This is a genomic window from Rhodococcus sp. As11, assembly GCF_048957735.1.
GTDB lineage: Bacteria > Actinomycetota > Actinomycetes > Mycobacteriales > Mycobacteriaceae > Rhodococcus > Rhodococcus gordoniae.
The window spans coordinates 37339-52465 of the sequence record NZ_JARDJE010000002.1 but is presented as its reverse complement, the minus strand read 5'-3'; the positions used below and the strand labels follow the sequence as shown (position 1 = coordinate 52465).

The 15127-nt window shown below is 69.3% G+C and carries 16 protein-coding genes; 14 read left to right on the top strand and 2 right to left on the bottom strand.

Annotated features, from left to right (window positions below):
- Window positions 1-24 precede the first annotated feature (24 nt).
- The 6 genes from PV766_RS02630 to pdxS all read left to right on the top strand — a co-directional run bounded on the left by PV766_RS02630 (window position 25) and on the right by pdxS (window position 5670).
- Window positions 25-546 (top strand): HIT family protein, encoded by a 522-nt coding sequence (locus PV766_RS02630; RefSeq protein WP_051017579.1) that lies wholly within the window; start codon window positions 25-27, stop codon window positions 544-546.
- A gap of 145 nt (window positions 547-691) precedes the next feature.
- The gene (gene pgsA, locus PV766_RS02625; RefSeq protein WP_064064974.1) at window positions 692-1363 is read left to right on the top strand and encodes a phosphatidylinositol phosphate synthase; all 672 of its coding nucleotides are present in this window, start codon (window positions 692-694) and stop codon (window positions 1361-1363) included.
- The gene (locus tag PV766_RS02620) at window positions 1360-2262 is read left to right on the top strand and encodes a phosphatidylinositol mannoside acyltransferase (RefSeq protein ID WP_064064973.1); all 903 of its coding nucleotides are present in this window, start codon (window positions 1360-1362) and stop codon (window positions 2260-2262) included. The genes pgsA and PV766_RS02620 overlap by 4 nt, the downstream gene beginning before the upstream one ends.
- Window positions 2263-3390, top strand: a complete 1128-nt coding sequence (locus PV766_RS02615; RefSeq protein WP_129976667.1) for a glycosyltransferase family 4 protein — start codon at window positions 2263-2265, stop codon at window positions 3388-3390.
- Complete coding sequence (locus PV766_RS02610) at window positions 3387-4439, top strand: NUDIX hydrolase (RefSeq protein WP_255162731.1); 1053 nt, start codon at window positions 3387-3389, stop codon at window positions 4437-4439. The genes PV766_RS02615 and PV766_RS02610 overlap by 4 nt, the downstream gene beginning before the upstream one ends.
- A 328-nt stretch (window positions 4440-4767) precedes the next feature.
- A complete protein-coding gene (pdxS, locus tag PV766_RS02605; RefSeq protein WP_016933018.1) occupies window positions 4768-5670 on the top strand; it encodes a pyridoxal 5'-phosphate synthase lyase subunit PdxS in 903 nt (300 codons plus the stop codon).
- Window positions 5671-5675: 5 nt separating this feature from the next.
- Here the strand turns inward: pdxS and PV766_RS02600 are convergent, their stop codons facing one another.
- Both PV766_RS02600 and PV766_RS02595 read right to left on the bottom strand, forming a co-directional pair.
- Window positions 5676-6872 (bottom strand): SpoIIE family protein phosphatase, encoded by a 1197-nt coding sequence (locus PV766_RS02600; protein ID WP_421096342.1) that lies wholly within the window; start codon window positions 6870-6872, stop codon window positions 5676-5678.
- Window positions 6869-7690 (bottom strand): alpha/beta fold hydrolase, encoded by an 822-nt coding sequence (locus PV766_RS02595; RefSeq protein WP_064064969.1) that lies wholly within the window; start codon window positions 7688-7690, stop codon window positions 6869-6871. The genes PV766_RS02600 and PV766_RS02595 overlap by 4 nt, the downstream gene beginning before the upstream one ends.
- Window positions 7691-7832: 142 nt before the next feature.
- Here PV766_RS02595 and tesB point away from each other — a divergent pair, with 142 nt between their 5' ends.
- The 8 genes from tesB (at window position 7833) to secD (ending at window position 15125) form a co-directional block, all read left to right on the top strand.
- The gene (gene tesB, locus PV766_RS02590; RefSeq protein WP_064064968.1) at window positions 7833-8657 is read left to right on the top strand and encodes an acyl-CoA thioesterase II; all 825 of its coding nucleotides are present in this window, start codon (window positions 7833-7835) and stop codon (window positions 8655-8657) included.
- Window positions 8658-8751: 94 nt separating this feature from the next.
- Window positions 8752-9423 carry a pyridoxal 5'-phosphate synthase glutaminase subunit PdxT gene (pdxT, locus tag PV766_RS02585; RefSeq protein WP_129976672.1) on the top strand — a complete coding sequence of 224 codons (672 nt, stop codon included), beginning with the start codon at window positions 8752-8754 and terminating at the stop codon, window positions 9421-9423.
- Between the two features lie 36 nt (window positions 9424-9459).
- The gene (locus PV766_RS02580) at window positions 9460-10212 is read left to right on the top strand and encodes a YebC/PmpR family DNA-binding transcriptional regulator (RefSeq protein WP_016933013.1); all 753 of its coding nucleotides are present in this window, start codon (window positions 9460-9462) and stop codon (window positions 10210-10212) included.
- Between the two features lie 198 nt (window positions 10213-10410).
- Window positions 10411-10989: a crossover junction endodeoxyribonuclease RuvC gene (gene ruvC / locus PV766_RS02575; RefSeq protein ID WP_207213530.1), complete on the top strand. Its 579-nt coding sequence runs from the start codon at window positions 10411-10413 to the stop codon at window positions 10987-10989.
- On the top strand, window positions 10986-11582 hold the full coding sequence (gene ruvA, locus PV766_RS02570; RefSeq protein WP_016933011.1) for a Holliday junction branch migration protein RuvA: 597 nt from the start codon (window positions 10986-10988) through the stop codon (window positions 11580-11582). The genes ruvC and ruvA overlap by 4 nt, the downstream gene beginning before the upstream one ends.
- Complete coding sequence (ruvB, locus tag PV766_RS02565; RefSeq protein WP_064064964.1) at window positions 11579-12748, top strand: Holliday junction branch migration DNA helicase RuvB; 1170 nt, start codon at window positions 11579-11581, stop codon at window positions 12746-12748. Before ruvA ends, ruvB begins: the two co-directional genes overlap by 4 nt.
- A gap of 147 nt (window positions 12749-12895) precedes the next feature.
- A complete protein-coding gene (yajC, locus tag PV766_RS02560) occupies window positions 12896-13225 on the top strand; it encodes a preprotein translocase subunit YajC (protein ID WP_064064963.1) in 330 nt (109 codons plus the stop codon).
- 109 nt (window positions 13226-13334) lie between these two features.
- A complete protein-coding gene (secD, locus tag PV766_RS02555; RefSeq protein ID WP_421096341.1) occupies window positions 13335-15125 on the top strand; it encodes a protein translocase subunit SecD in 1791 nt (596 codons plus the stop codon).
- The last annotated feature ends 2 nt before the right edge of the window (window positions 15126-15127 follow it).

The following is a 15127-nucleotide window of genomic DNA, read 5'->3' as shown; positions in this document are numbered from 1 at the left end:
GCGACCGACGACAGTCCCGCGTCGATGGTCGATCGCGGTGTGGGGGAGTCCGACCACCTGCAGCGCCTGTGGTCGCCGCACCGGATGTCGTACATCACCGAGTCCCCGCGAGGTCGCGACGAGCCGTACGAACCCTTCACCGACATCCCGAAGATGTCCGACGAGGAAGGTCTCGTCGTCGCTCGCGGCGAAACGGTGTACGCGGTGCTCAACCTGTACCCGTACAACCCGGGGCACCTGATGGTCGTGCCGTACCGCCGGGTCGCCAATCTCGAGGATCTGACGCCCGACGAGAGCGCCGAGCTCATGCAGTTCGCCCAGCGTGCGCTTCGGGTCATCAAGCGGGTGTCGCGTCCGCACGGCTTCAACGTGGGCCTGAACCTCGGTGCCGCGGCAGGAGGTTCGCTGGCCGAACATCTGCACCTGCACGTCGTGCCGCGCTGGGGTGGCGACGCCAACTTCATCACGGTCCTCGGCGGGTCGAAGGTGATGGTGCAGCTGCTGCGCGACACCCGTGCGCTGCTCGCCTCGGCATGGGACGAGTGAGGGCGCGTCCCGAGCCGGCGAGATCGCCGCGCACCCCCGGTGTCGCCTGCAGATCTGCAGCGAGCCACCCGCGCATCTTCGGCTCGACTCGTGGCAGGATCGGATTCCGGACACAACGGTCGGACGGGAAGACAGGGGTCGCGGGATGCTGAGCTTCTTCGGGCGTGCGTCGGTGTCGAAGGTCACCGCGCCGCTCGGTAAGGCCTTGATCCGCACCGGCCTGACTCCGGATGCGGTCACCCTGGTCGGCACCGTCGCCACGGTCGCCGCCGCCGTGACCCTGTTCCCCATGGGGTACCTCTTCTGGGGCGCGATGGTCATCTGGCTGTTCGTGATGTTCGACATGCTCGACGGCGCGATGGCGCGGGCCCGCGGTGGTGGAACCCGGTTCGGCGCGGTCCTCGACGCGACCTGCGACCGGATCGCCGACGGCGCGATCTTCGCCGGTCTCGCGTGGTGGGCGGTCTACCACGAGCAGAGCCGTCCGCTGTTCGTCGCCACTCTGCTCTGTCTGGTGACCTCGCAGGTCATCTCGTATGCGAAGGCACGCGCGGAGGCGAGCGGACTGTCCGCCGACGGCGGCCTGATCGAGCGTCCCGACCGGCTCGTGATCGTGCTCGTGGGAGCGGGCCTCACCGGACTCGGCCTCGACTGGGCGATCCACATCGCGATGTGGCTGCTCGTCGTCGGATCGGTGATCACGGTCTTCCAGCGGGTGCTCGCCGTCCGCAACTCCGAAGGGGCGCGCGAACTGCTCCCCCTCACGCCGGCCGGGAGCAGTGACACCGCTCCCCGGGACGACGGGGGAACGCAGTGAGCTTCGCCGAGAACGCATCCGATCTGGCGTACGCGGGCGGCTGGCGCCTGGTCCGGGCACTGCCCGACGGCGTCGCGCGACGGTTGTTCGACGCCGGCGCCGACGTCGCGGCACGCCGCGGCGGCGGACCGCAGCAATTACGACGCAATCTCGGGCGGGTGCTCGGGGTGCAACCGCACGAGGTGCCCGACGAGCTGATCCGCAGTTCGGTGCGGTCCTACGCTCGCTACTGGCGTGAGGCGTTCCGCTTGCCGTCGATGGATCTCGACGCGACGGCGGCGTCGATCGATGCGTCCATCGAGGGCCGCGAGCACATCGAGGCGGCGCTGGGCGCCGGTCGCGGTGTGATCCTCGCCCTGCCGCACAGCGGGAACTGGGACCTCGCCGGGGTGTGGTGCGTCCGCTACTTCGGGGGATTGACGACGGTCGCGGAACGCTTGCAGCCGGAATCCCTCTACCGGCGCTTCCTCGAGTACCGCGAGGGGCTCGGGTTCGAGATCTTCCCGTCGAGCGGCGGCGAGACACCGCCCTTCGGGGAGTTGGCTGCGCGGCTGCGTGACAACCGGATCGTGTGCCTGCTCGGAGAACGTGACCTCGCCCGCAAGGGAGTCCCGGTCACCTTCTTCGGCGAACCGACCCGGATGCCCGCCGGACCGGCGAAACTTGCCATCGACACCGGTGCAGCTCTGTTACCGGTGCACTGCTGGTTCACCGAGGACGGCTGGGGGTTCCGCGTGGATCCGGAGATCGACGTGAGCGTCGGGCTCGACGCGGCCACGCAGATCCTCGCCGACCGGTTCGCCACGAACATCGCCGCACATCCCGAGGACTGGCACATGCTGCAACCGTTGTGGCTCGACGATCTGTCGGAGGCCCGCCGCGCCCGAATGGAGGCGTAGGTGAGGATCGGGATGGTCTGCCCGTACTCCTTCGACGTTCCGGGCGGAGTACAGGCACATGTCGTGGATCTCGCCGAGGTCCTCATCGGCCGCGGGCACGAGGTGAGCGTGCTGGCACCCGCGTCGGAGACGACGGCCCTGCCCGACTTCGTCGTCTCCGCGGGCCGCGCCGTCGCCATTCCCTACAACGGGTCGGTCGCGCGACTGAGCTTCGGGCCGGTCTCCTACGCGCGGGTCCGCCGCTGGATCAACGACAACGACTTCGACGTCCTCCACATCCACGAACCGAACGCGCCGAGCCTGTCGATGCTCGCGCTCAAGGTGGCCGAGGGACCGATCGTGGCCACCTTCCACACATCCACGACGAAATCGCTGGTGCTCAGCACCTTCCAGGGTGTTCTGCAGCCCTATCTCGAGAAGATCAGCGGCCGGATCGCGGTTTCCGAGCTGGCCAGGCGGTGGCAGGTCACTTCCCTCGGTGCCGACGCGGTCGAGATCCCCAACGGCGTCGACGTGCCGTTCTTCCGGCACGCCCCGCTGCTGCCCGGCTACCCGCGAGCGGGCCGCACCGTGCTGTTCCTCGGCCGGTACGACGAATCCCGCAAGGGCATGGAGGTTCTGCTCGGCGCGCTGCCCGCTCTCGTCGCGCGTCACCCCGATATCGAGATTCTCGTGGTCGGCCGGGGCGACGAGGACCGCTTGCGGAAGGAAGCCGGACGCTACTTCCGGCACCTGCGCCTCCTCGGGCAGGTCGACGACGACGACAAGGCGTCCGCGATGCGCAGCGCCGACGTGTACTGCGCGCCGAACCTCGGTGGTGAGAGTTTCGGTATCGTGCTCGTCGAGGCCATGGCCGCGGGGACGGCCGTCGTCGCCTCCCAGCTCGACGCCTTCCGCCGGGTGCTGCGCGACGGGCAGGCGGGTGTCCTCGTCCCGGTCGGCGACGCCGACGCGCTCGCACGCGGCATCCTCGAGGTCCTCGACGACGACGACCGCCGGCAGGCACTGGTCGACTTCGGATCCACAGTGGTCGAGGCCTACGACTGGCCGGTGGTCGCGGACCAGATCCTGCGGGTCTACGAGACCGTCACCGTCGGGGCCGGTCCGGTCCGGGAGGTCCGGTCGTGACCTTCAGCGCGGTGACGATCCTGATCCTGTCGCTGGTGGCCGCTGTCGTCGTAGCGATCGGTGTATGGGCTTATTCCACCGCCAACCGCCTCGACCGCCTCCACGTGCGCTCGGACCTGTCCTGGCAGGCTCTGGACGCGGCCCTGGCCCGGCGCGCGGTGGTCGTGCGGAGCATCGCGGCGTCGATCCCGGTGCCGGAGGGACGCGCCCTCGCACTGCTCGCCGACACCGCCGAGCGGGCCGACCGTACTCGGCGCGAGGAAGCCGAGAACGCGTTGTCGGCGGCCCTGGCACGGCTCGAGACCGGCCGGTTGCGGCCCCAGCTCGTAGCCGAACTCGCGGACGCGGAGGCGCGGGTCCTCATCGCCCGTCGCTTCCACAACGACGCGGTGCGCGACACCTTGGCGCTGCGTCGCCGTCGGCCGGTCCGCTGGCTGCATCTCGGCGGTACCGCGCCGCTACCCACCTACTTCGAGATCGCCGAGCGCGCGGGTGCGGTCGCGACCGCACCCGCCACCGCGCCCGTACCTGCCGACCGCACCACTCCGATTCCGGATCGGGCACGCACATCGGCCAGGGTCGTGCTGCTCGACGAGGACGGCCGGGTCCTGCTCCTGCGCGGACACGACCCGGCGGCGCCCGAGCGGCACTTCTGGTTCACGGTCGGCGGCGCGGTCGAGGGTGGCGAGGACCTGGCGACGGCCGCGCTCCGGGAGATCGCCGAGGAGACCGGCCTCCACGTCGATCGCGACCACCTGTGCGGGCCGATGTGGCGGCGTGTGGCGGTGTTCCCGTTCAACGGGGAGGTCCTGCATTCGGAGGAGTTGTTCTTCGCGGTGCGGGTGCCGTCGTTCGAACCCGCCGACGACGGTTTCACCGATCTCGAGCGGCGCATGCGCCTCGAGCATCGCTGGTTCGACGACGAGGACCTGCAGGCGCTCGTGCGGTCCGGAAACGCGGTCTACCCGCAGGATCTGCCCGAGCTGCTCGACGAGGCGCGGCAGATCGCGGCGCGGCGACGCCAACCGGAGATCCGCGCGATCCACTGACGTCGCCAGGAGCATCTCGGTCATGCCGAGGGTGTACTTGTGCGGGCCAGTGTGCGGAACTGGACGGTTCCGGCGAGAACGTGCGGGTCTCAACGCCCGGGCCGCGCGCCCCTCGCTACGAGAATCGGCGCTGATCCGGACGACAGTTCGGGCGGCGTAGTCGAACCTCCCGACGCTCGGTGAAGAAATGGACCGACATAATGCAGTCCAGTTGTTTGCAACTGGCTATGGGGTCGGCTCCGATACAGCCCTAAGCTGGGGACCGCTGCCCGGTCGCTTGTGCGCCGGCAGTATTCGTCGATCCGTCCACCGAGGAGGAATTCCCATCGTGACCAGCCCCGATACCGCCCCCGTCACCGGCACCGCCCGCGTCAAGCGAGGCATGGCCGAGATGCTCAAGGGTGGGGTGATCATGGACGTGGTCACCCCCGAGCAGGCGAAGATCGCCGAGGACGCCGGCGCGGTGGCGGTCATGGCGCTCGAACGCGTGCCCGCCGACATCCGCGCGCAGGGCGGCGTGTCGCGCATGAGCGACCCCGACATGATCGACGGCATCATCGAGGCCGTCTCGATCCCCGTCATGGCCAAGGCCCGCATCGGCCACTTCGTCGAGGCCCAGATCCTGCAGGCCCTCGGTGTCGACTACATCGACGAGTCGGAGGTGCTCACCCCCGCCGACTACGAGAACCACATCGACAAGTTCGCGTTCACGGTGCCGTTCGTGTGTGGTGCCACGAATCTCGGTGAAGCACTGCGCCGTATCAACGAGGGCGCGGCGATGATCCGTTCCAAGGGCGAGGCCGGTACCGGCGACGTGTCGAACGCCACGACCCACATGCGCCGGATCCGCCAGGAGATCCGTCGTCTGACCTCGCTTCCCGAGGACGAGCTCTACGTCGCCGCCAAGGAACTCCAGGCGCCCTACGATCTCGTCGTGGAGGTCGCGCGGGCGGGCAAACTGCCCGTCACCCTCTTCACGGCCGGTGGAATCGCCACCCCCGCCGACGCGGCGATGATGATGCAGCTCGGCGCCGAGGGCGTGTTCGTCGGATCCGGAATCTTCAAGTCGGGCAACCCCGCCCAGCGTGCGGCCGCGATCGTCAAGGCCACCACCTTCCACGACGATCCGGACGTGCTCGCGAAGATCTCACGTGGTCTCGGTGAGGCGATGGTGGGCATCAACGTCGACGAGATCCCGCAACCCCACCGGCTCGCCGAACGCGGCTGGTGATCGCCTCATCGGGGTGCGTGCAGGGCGAGCAGGGCGACGTCGTCCTGCACGCCCTCCCCGAGCGTCCCGAGCACCTCGCACACAGCCCCGACGGCCTCTGCGGCGGTCGCCGGCTTCGACGCGCGAACGTGATCGAGCAGCCGTTCCTCCCCGAAACGCTCACGGGTCTCACCGGAGACGAGTGCCTCGCTCACGCCATCGGTGTACAACAGCAGCGTGTCGCCGGGGCGCAACGCGAAGGCGTGCTCGACGAGTCGCGGGGCGGGCAGCATCCCGATCAGCTGTCCGCCGACCGTCGGCAGGTAACCGACGCTGCCGTCCGCGCGCACGAGGATCGGCGGCGGATGCCCACCCGAGGCGAGGCGGATGTCGATCCTTCCCGACGCCGGGTCGGGCGCGACCGTGCCGAAGGCGAGTGTGCAGAAGGGTGCTCGCGCGCTGCTGTCGCGTTCGTCGAGCAGAGTCGTGTTGAGCGTCCTGAGCGCCGCCGAGGGGTCCGTCTCGTAGACCGCCGCGGCACGCAAGGTGTACCGGACGATCGACGTCACCGCTGCCGCGCGGGCACCCTTTCCGCACACGTCGCCGAGGAACAGTCCCCACGTTCCGGCGCGCGCGGGGAACAGGTCGTAGAAGTCGCCGCCGACCTCGTCGGGAGACGCGATGTGGTAGTACGCGTCGACCTCGAGACCCGGTACCTCGGGCAGGCTCGGGGGGAGGAGAGTGGCCTGGAGAGTGGTGTTGACCGTGCGGAGCCGTTCGCGTTCGAGTTCGGCCTCCCGGCGCGCCCGCAGCAGTTCCGACTCGTAGGCCCGGCGTTCGCGGGCGTCGAAGAGCATGGTGCGGATCAGTGCCGGCCTGCCCTCGGCGTCGGACTCCACGACGGACGCGGCCAGGACGGGCAGCCGGGTCCGGTCGGCCCGGACGAGCTCGAGAGCGATCCCGTTGATATGCCCCTGCACGAGCAGGAGCGGAGCGTAGTGGGTCTCGTGGTAGATGCGACCGCCCACGCTGAGCAGGTCGGAGAAGTACCGCTTGCCGACCAGGTCGTCGCTCGGGTATCCGAGCCAGTCCGTCAGCGTGCGGTTGACGTCGGTGATGCGGCCGTCGGGGAGGGTCGTGAGGAATCCGCACGGCGCGTTCTCGTAGAGCATGTCGCCGTGGCGCAGGCCGGGATCGAAGATCCGATCAGGCGTCGCCGTCACCCCGATCTGCGTGCGAACGCCGCGATCGCGGCGGCGGTCTCTTCCGGTGCGCTGAGCTGTGGGCAGTGGCCGGTCGCGTCCAGGGTCACGAGTTCGCTCCCTGGGATCTGCTCGTGAACGAACACGCCGACCTCACGCGGCGCGATCGTATCGTGGGCGCACTGTGCGACGAGAGTGGGCACCGACACCGCCGCCAGGTCGGCGCGGTTGTCGGACAGGAAGGTCACCCGGGCGAAGACCCGCGCCACCGCAGGGTCGGTGCGGCAGAAGATCTCGGCGAGCTCGTCACCGAGCTCCGGCCGGCCGGGATTGCCCATGATGACCGGGGCCATCGTGTCGGTCCAGCCGAGATAGTTCGCCTCGAGGGATTCGAGCAGTTCGTCGATGTCGGCCGCGCTGAACCCGCCGCGGTAACCGGTGACCGGATCGTCGATGAAACACGGGGACGGTGCGAGGAGCACGAGTCCGGCGAAGACGTCCGGGGCTGCAGCGGCGGCGAGGACGCCGATCGAGGCGCTCACCGAGTGACCGACGAAGACCACCGGACCGAGGTCCAGGCCCCGGCACAGGTCGACGACGTCCTCCGCGTAGGTCTCCATCCGCGAATAGCGCCGGGGGTCCCAGGCCGTCGCATCGGAACGCCCGGAACCGACGTGGTCGAACCGCACCACGGTGAAGTCGGATTCGAGACGCGGGGTCACCAGGCGCCACAGATGCTGGTCGCAGCCGAAACCGTGCGCGAGGACGACGACCGGACCCGACCGGTTCCCGGTGATCGTCGCGCTGTTGCGGCGCACCACATCGGTGACGTGTTGCATTGCACCCCCTCTGTTCTCCCGAGGGTGTCACATTCGGTACTCGAAGGCGATCCCGGTTGCCGCACGACTTCCCGGGGACCCGGCGTTCGGCGCACGTCCGTGCAGCTAGCCTTCTTGCGAACGGTGCACAGAAGGAGATCGCATGGCGAAGATCGAGCAGATCCTGGCGCTCGAACAGATCGAGAACGACATCTTCCGGGGGATCGCGACGGAGACGCTGCTGCCGCGGACGTTCGGTGGTCAGGTCGCCGCGCAGGCGCTGGTGTCGGCGGTGCGCACCGTCGAACCCGACCATCTGGTGCACTCGCTGCACGGTTACTTCCTGCGCCCCGGCAATCCCACGATGCAGATCGTCTACCTCGTCGACCGGATCCGCGACGGCCGCTCCTTCTGCACCCGGCGCGTGACGGCCGTCCAGGACGGCAAGGCGATCTTCACCATGTCGGCGTCGTTCCACGTGCGCGACGAGGGGATCGAGCACCAGGACACGATGCCTCGGGTGCCGGATCCCGAGGAACTGCCCGATCCGGAGACCGTGATCGACGACGCCACCCTGCTGTGGGCCAAGAAGGAATGGGCCGAGTGGGACTTCCGGTTCGTTCCCCGCGACCGGATGGATTCGTCGAGCAGGATGGCCGCGCAGCAGCAGTTGTGGTTCAAGTCCCGCGAGATCCTTCCCGACGACCCGGTCTTCCACGTGTGCACCCTCGCGTACATGAGCGACATGACGTTGCTCGGCTCGGCGAGTGTCGGCCACGACGACGAACGGACGCAGGGCGCGTCCCTGGACCACGCGATGTGGTTCCTGCGGCCGTTCCGCGCCGACGACTGGCTGCTCTACGACCAGACGTCACCCTCCGCCGGACTGGGCCGGGCGCTGACCCAGGGGCGGATCTTCGATCGCAACGGCAACATGGTCGCGGCGGTGGTGCAGGAAGGACTCACGCGGTACCTGCGCGATTCCTGAACGGGAAGTCCCGACCGGGCGCCTTTCGGGCCCGTCGCGGGCCCGGCGCTCCGACGCTGCACACCGGCGACCCCGAACGGACAGGCAGGCAACAGTGACCACTACTTCCCCCACGATCGGCGTCCTGGCATTGCAGGGCGACGTCCGCGAACATCGCAGCGCTCTCGAGGCGGCAGGCGCGCGGACGATCGCGGTGCGTCGCGAACGCGAACTCGACGAGGTCGACGGCATCGTCCTTCCGGGAGGCGAATCCACCACCGTCAGCCGTCTGCTGCGTGTGTTCGACCTGCTCGAACCGCTGCGGACCCGGCTGGAGGCCGGGCTGCCCGCCTACGGCTCGTGTGCCGGCATGATCCTGCTCGCGTCCCGGGTGCTCGACACCACCGACGATGCCGAGCATCTGGACGCACTCGACATCGTGGTGCGCCGCAACGCGTTCGGCCGCCAGGTGGATTCGTTCGAGACCGACCTGCCCGTGACGGGCCTCGACGACGGTCCGGTGCGCGCGGTGTTCATCCGCGCACCCTGGGTGGAAGAGGTCGGTTCCGGCGTCGAGGTCCTCGCCACGGTGCCGGACGGGCCGGCGGCGGGACGGGTGGTCGCAGTGCGGCAGGGCGCTGTGATCGCGACGTCCTTCCACCCCGAGATCACCGGTGACCATCGTGTGCACCGGCTGTTCGTGGAGACCGTGCGCTCGGCGACCCGGCGGCCGGGCGGTATCCCACAACGGGAGCGCGTAGAATCGACTCTCCGACCTGTCGGTTGACGCCGACCACACTTCGCCGGAAGGGGCTCGAAGCGAATGAGCGGCCACTCCAAATGGGCCACCACCAAGCACAAGAAGGCGGTCATCGACGCCAAGCGCGGCAAGATGTTCGCGAAGCTCATCAAGAACATCGAGGTGGCGGCCCGGACCGGCGGTGGCGACCCGGCGGGTAACCCGACCCTGTTCGACGCCATCCAGAAGGCGAAGAAGAGCTCGGTCCCGAACGACAACATCGAGCGTGCACGCAAGCGCGGTGGCGGTGAGGAAGCCGGCGGCGCCGACTGGCAGACCATCACCTACGAGGGTTACGGTCCCAACGGTGTCGCGCTGCTCATCGAGTGCCTGACCGACAACCGCAACCGCGCCGCCGGCGAGGTCCGGACGGCGATGACCCGCAACGGCGGCAACATGGCCGATCCGGGCTCGGTCGCCTACCTGTTCACCCGCAAGGGCGTGGTGGTGCTCGAGAAGAACGACCGGAGCGAGGACGAGATCCTCGAGGTCGTCCTCGAAGCCGGCGCCGAGGAGATCAACGATCTCGGCGACTCGTTCGAGATCGTCTCCGAGGCGAGCGACCTGATCGCCGTGCGTACGGCTCTCGTCGACGCCGGCATCGACTACGACTCCGCCGATCCGGATTTCCGGGCCTCGGTCGAGGTGCCCGTCGACGCCGAGGGCGCGCGCAAGGTCATGAAACTGGTCGACGCGCTCGAGGACTGCGACGACGTGCAGAACGTCTACACCAACGTCGACATCTCCGACGACGTGCTCGCAGAACTCGACGCCTGAGCGACGCTCGCGTCGTAGTCGTCCCCGAGCGACGCTCGCGTCGTCCTTGTCACAGCGGCCGGGGTCGCGTGTCGGTCTCCCGGCACCCGACCCCGGCCGCTATGCTCTCGAACAGGCGTTCGCAATCGTGCGGAGCGGGTCGGGATCCGTCGAGAGGTGTCGGAACCGGCCGTAGTCGGGTGTCGAGAGGTGAGTCGGGTGCGCGTGATGGGTGTCGACCCCGGTCTGACCCGCTGCGGGCTCGGAATGGTCGACACCGGACGCGGACGCGACGTCATCCCCGTCGCCGTGGGTGTCATCCGCACCTCGCCCGACCTCGACCTGCAGCACCGGCTGCTCGAGGTGTTCGACTCGGTCGAGGAATGGATGGACCGCTACAAACCCGACGTCGTCGCGATCGAGCGCGTGTTCTCCCAGCACAACGTGCGTAGCGCGATGGGCACCGCGCAGGCCGGTGGCGTCGTCGCCCTGGCCGCGGCGCGGCGTGCGATCCCGGTCATGTTCCACACGCCGAGCGAGGTGAAAGCCGCGGTCACCGGCAGCGGCACGGCCGACAAGAAGCAGGTGACCACGATGATCACCCGCATCCTCAAGCTCGATTCCGCGCCGAAACCCGCCGATGCCGCCGATGCGCTCGCGTTGGCCGTCGCACACTGTTGGCGAGCTCCGCTGCTCGCCAGGCTCGCGGCCGCCGAAGCTGCGGCCGCCCAGCAGAAGAAACGCTACGAGGAGCGGCTGCGCGAACAGTCGGCCGCACGGAAGGCAGGTAGCCGGTGATCGCCTCGGTGCACGGCGAGGTACTCGACATAGCCCTCGATCATGTGGTGATCGAGGCGGGAGGGATCGGCTATCGGATCAACACCACACCCGCGACCCTCGCCGGGCTCCGGCGCGGAGAGCAGGCCAGACTCGCCACCGCGATGATCGTCCGCGAGGACTCGATGACGCTGTACGGCTTCGTCGACTCGGAGGCGCGCGAGTTGTTCGGCCTGTTGCAGACGGTCAGCGGGGTCGGCCCCCGGCTCGCCATGGCCACCCTGGCCGTGCTCGAACCCGACGCCCTGCGTGCGGCCCTGGCCGACGGCAACACCGCGGCGCTGACGCGGGTACCGGGGATCGGCAAGCGCGGTGCCGAGCGCATGATCGTCGAACTGCGCGACAAGGTCGCGGCCTTCGGTGCGGCCGGATCGGCGTCGGTCGCGGCCGGTGCCTCGCCGCTGCGCGACCAGATCGTCGAGGCCCTGGTCGGGCTCGGTTTCACTCCGCGACAAGCGGAGCCGGCCGCCGACAAGGTGCTCACCGAGGATCCGGGCGCCGACGTCTCCACGGCACTGCGGTCGGCACTGAAGCTGCTGGGTAGGTCGCGGTGACCGACGAGTACCGCGAGTTCGACGCGGCCGCCTCCGACCGCGAGCGGTCGCCGGTGACGGCCGAGCATCTGCCCTCCGACAGCGACATCGAGACGAGTCTGCGCCCGACCAGTCTCGACGACTTCATCGGGCAGCCGAGGGTCCGCGAGCAGCTTCAACTCGTACTGCGCGGCGCCAAGCTCCGCGGCGGCACTCCGGATCACATCCTCCTGTCGGGACCACCCGGTCTCGGCAAGACGTCGATGGCGATGATCATCGCCACCGAACTCGGCACGTCGCTACGACTCACCTCCGGTCCCGCGCTCGAACGCGCCGGCGATCTCGCCGCGATGTTGTCGAATCTCGCCGAGGGCGACGTGCTGTTCATCGACGAGATCCATCGCATCGCGCGTCCCGCCGAGGAGATGCTGTATCTCGCGATGGAGGACTTCCGCGTCGATGTCGTGGTGGGGAAGGGGCCGGGCGCGACGTCCATCCCCCTCGAGGTCGCTCCCTTCACCCTCGTCGGCGCGACCACCCGTTCCGGTGCCCTCACCGGCCCCCTGCGCGATCGGTTCGGTTTCACCGCGCACATGGACTTCTACGAGCCCCCCGAGCTGCAGCGGATCCTGCACCGGTCCGCCTCGATCCTCGGGATCGATCTGCGCGACGACGCTGCCTCGGAGATCGCCGGCCGCTCGCGGGGCACTCCGCGCATCGCGAACCGGTTGCTGCGGCGCGTTCGCGACTACGCCGACGTGCGGGCCGACGGTGTCGTGACCCGGGCCGTCGCTCAGGCCGCACTCGAGGTGTACGACGTCGACCCGATCGGTCTCGACCGTCTCGACCGTGCCGTGCTCGGTGCTCTCGTACGCAGTTTCGGTGGCGGCCCGGTCGGGGTGTCCACGCTCGCCGTGGCCGTGGGGGAGGAACCCGCCACGGTCGAGGAGGTGTGCGAACCGTTCCTGGTCCGTGCCGGGATGGTGGCCCGCACCCCGCGCGGACGCGTGGCCACGCAGGCCGCCTGGCTGCAACTCGGGCTCACCCCGCCGCCGGAAGCCGCCACCGGTGGCATCGAGGTGCGCGCGCGCGAACCCCGGCTCGACCTGTTCGAGGACGGCTCCGGCACCGTCCTCGAAGGTGGCGCCGATACGTCCGACCCGGACGATCCGGACGTACGGCGGTAGGACGCTCGGCCGGGGAATGGCACACTGGTCTACTGCGTCGGTCTGTGGAGGCCGATCCCGACGTCGTGGAGCCGCCCGCGCCACCACGACACGCTGGTGTCGCCTGCGTCACCACCCGCCGACAACGACCGAGGACTGACTTCAACGATGGAACTGCTCTTCCCTCTCCTGATCCTGGCACTGCTCGTCCCGACCTTCCTGGGCGTGCGGCGTCAGAAGAAGGAGATGCAGAAGGTGTCGGCGTTGCAGGATTCCCTGCGCATCGGCGACCGCGTCATGACCACCGCGGGGCTGCACGCCACGGTGGCAGCGCTCGCCGACGACACCGTCGATCTCGAGATCGCGCCGGGCGTCGTGACAACCTGGTCGCGCCTGGTCGTCCGGGAGCGCGTCGAGACTGCGACCGCGCAGGATCCGGACCTGTTCCGCAAGGACGACGATACGAATCCGCCGGAGGGACGTCCCACCGAGTACTGACGGCAGCTCCGCGCCCCACGGTGTCGGCACCGGACTCCCGGTGTCGAGGCCGAGCGCCGCGCGACTGCATCCGACCACCACTCACTCTCATCGAGGAGACCGACAGACCGTGGCACCTTCCAATGGATCGGTGCATCCCGTGCGCGCTCTCGCCCTGTTCGGGGTGATTCTCGCCGCGTTGTATGCACTGGTCTTCTTCACCGGGGACAAGTCGCCCACCCCGAAGCTGGGCATCGACCTGCAGGGGGGCACCCGCGTCACCCTTACCGCGCGAACCCCCGACGGGAGCAGCCCGAGTCCGGACAGCCTCCGCCAGGCCCAGCAGATCATCGAGACCCGCGTCAACGGCCTCGGTGTCTCGGGTTCGGAAGTGATCGTCGAGGGCGACAACCTCGTGATCACCGTTCCGGGTGAGGACAGTGCCCAGGCCAGGACTCTGGGACAGACCGCCCGTCTGTACATCAGGCCGGTGATCGGGGGACCGATCGACGCGAACATGACGGCCGAGGATCTCGCCCAGCAGCCCGGTGCCGGTGCACCCGGCGGCGGCCTGCCTGCCGAACCCGCACCGGCAGAGCCGGCTCCCGCCGACCAGGCGCCGCCGGCCGAGGCGCCCGAACCGCAGGGACGCCCGTTCCCGGCGCAGGATCCCACCGCGCCGACCGATACCCCGGCACCGGGCGACGCTCCGGCCGAGCCCACCGATGCACCCGGGACGCCCGCTCCTGCACCGGAGGGCGGGACGCCCGCTCCTGCTCAGCCGAACGACGACTCGCTCACTCCGCAGGAACAGGCAGCCGCCGACATCGCCGCGGCCAAGGCCGCCCGTCAGAGCGAGGACCCCGCGGTCCAGCAGGCGGCGGCCCTCGCCCTCGACTGCTCCGCGGCCGACCCGCTCGCCGGCAACGACGACCCGGCGCTCCCGCTCGTCGCCTGCTCGACCGACGGCACCGCGATCTACCTGCTCGGCCCGAGCATCATCGACGGCCAGCAGATCGAGGACGCGACCTCCGGTTTCAATCAGCAGCAGTCGCGCTACGAGGTCAGCCTGACCTTCGACAGCGAGGGCAGCAACACGTGGGCGCAGTTCACCGCCGCGAACATCGGTCAGCAGGCCGCCTTCGTGCTCGACTCCAAGGTCGTCAGCGCCCCCGTGATCCAGGGCGCCACCCCTGCCGGTAGCGCCACCTCGATCACCGGCCAGTTCACGAATACGCAGGCCGCAGAGCTCGCGAACACCCTCAAGTACGGCTCGTTGCCGTTGTCGTTCGTGGCATCCGAAGCCGAGACCGTCTCCGCCACACTGGGTCTGGCATCGCTCGAGGCCGGTCTGATCGCCGGTGCGGTGGGTCTGGCCCTGGTGCTCCTGTTCTGCCTCGCGTACTACCGGATGCTCGGACTGCTCACCGCGCTGTCGCTCGTTCTCGCGGGTCTGGCGGTCTACGCGGTCATGGTGCTGCTCGGCAGATACATCGGGTTCACACTCGACCTCGCCGGCGTCGCCGGTCTGATCATCGGTATCGGCATGACCGCCGACTCGTTCGTCGTGTTCTTCGAACGGATCAAGGACGAGATCCGGGAGGGGCGGAGCTTCCGTTCCGCGGTGCCACGAGGCTGGGCGCGAGCCCGCCGCACGATCCTCTCCGGTAACGCGGTCAGCTTCATCGCTGCCGCCGTGCTCTACGTCCTGGCCGTCGGCCAGGTCCGCGGCTTCGCGTTCACTCTCGGTCTCACCACGATCCTCGACGTCGTCGTGGTGTTCCTCGTGACCTGGCCGCTGGTGTTCCTGGCCTCGAAGTCGAAGTTCTGGTCCAAGCCGAGCGTGAACGGTCTGGGCGCAATCCAGCAGGTGGCCGACGAGCGTCGCCTCGTTGCCGCGACCGCTGCGAAGGAGGCGTGACG

Bases quoted from the DNA above. Each gene is read 5' to 3' on its own strand.
- PV766_RS02630 (WP_051017579.1), top strand. From the start codon at position 25: ATGGTCGATCGCGGTGTGGGGGAGTCCGACCACCTGCAGCGCCTGTGG.
- PV766_RS02595 (WP_064064969.1), bottom strand. From the start codon at position 7,690: ATGCAACACGTCACCGATGTGGTGCGCCGCAACAGCGCGACGATCACC.
- tesB (WP_064064968.1), top strand. From the start codon at position 7,833: ATGGCGAAGATCGAGCAGATCCTGGCGCTCGAACAGATCGAGAACGAC.
- yajC (WP_064064963.1), top strand. From the start codon at position 12,896: ATGGAACTGCTCTTCCCTCTCCTGATCCTGGCACTGCTCGTCCCGACC.
- PV766_RS02580 (WP_016933013.1), top strand. From the start codon at position 9,460: ATGAGCGGCCACTCCAAATGGGCCACCACCAAGCACAAGAAGGCGGTC.
- pgsA (WP_064064974.1), top strand. From the start codon at position 692: ATGCTGAGCTTCTTCGGGCGTGCGTCGGTGTCGAAGGTCACCGCGCCG.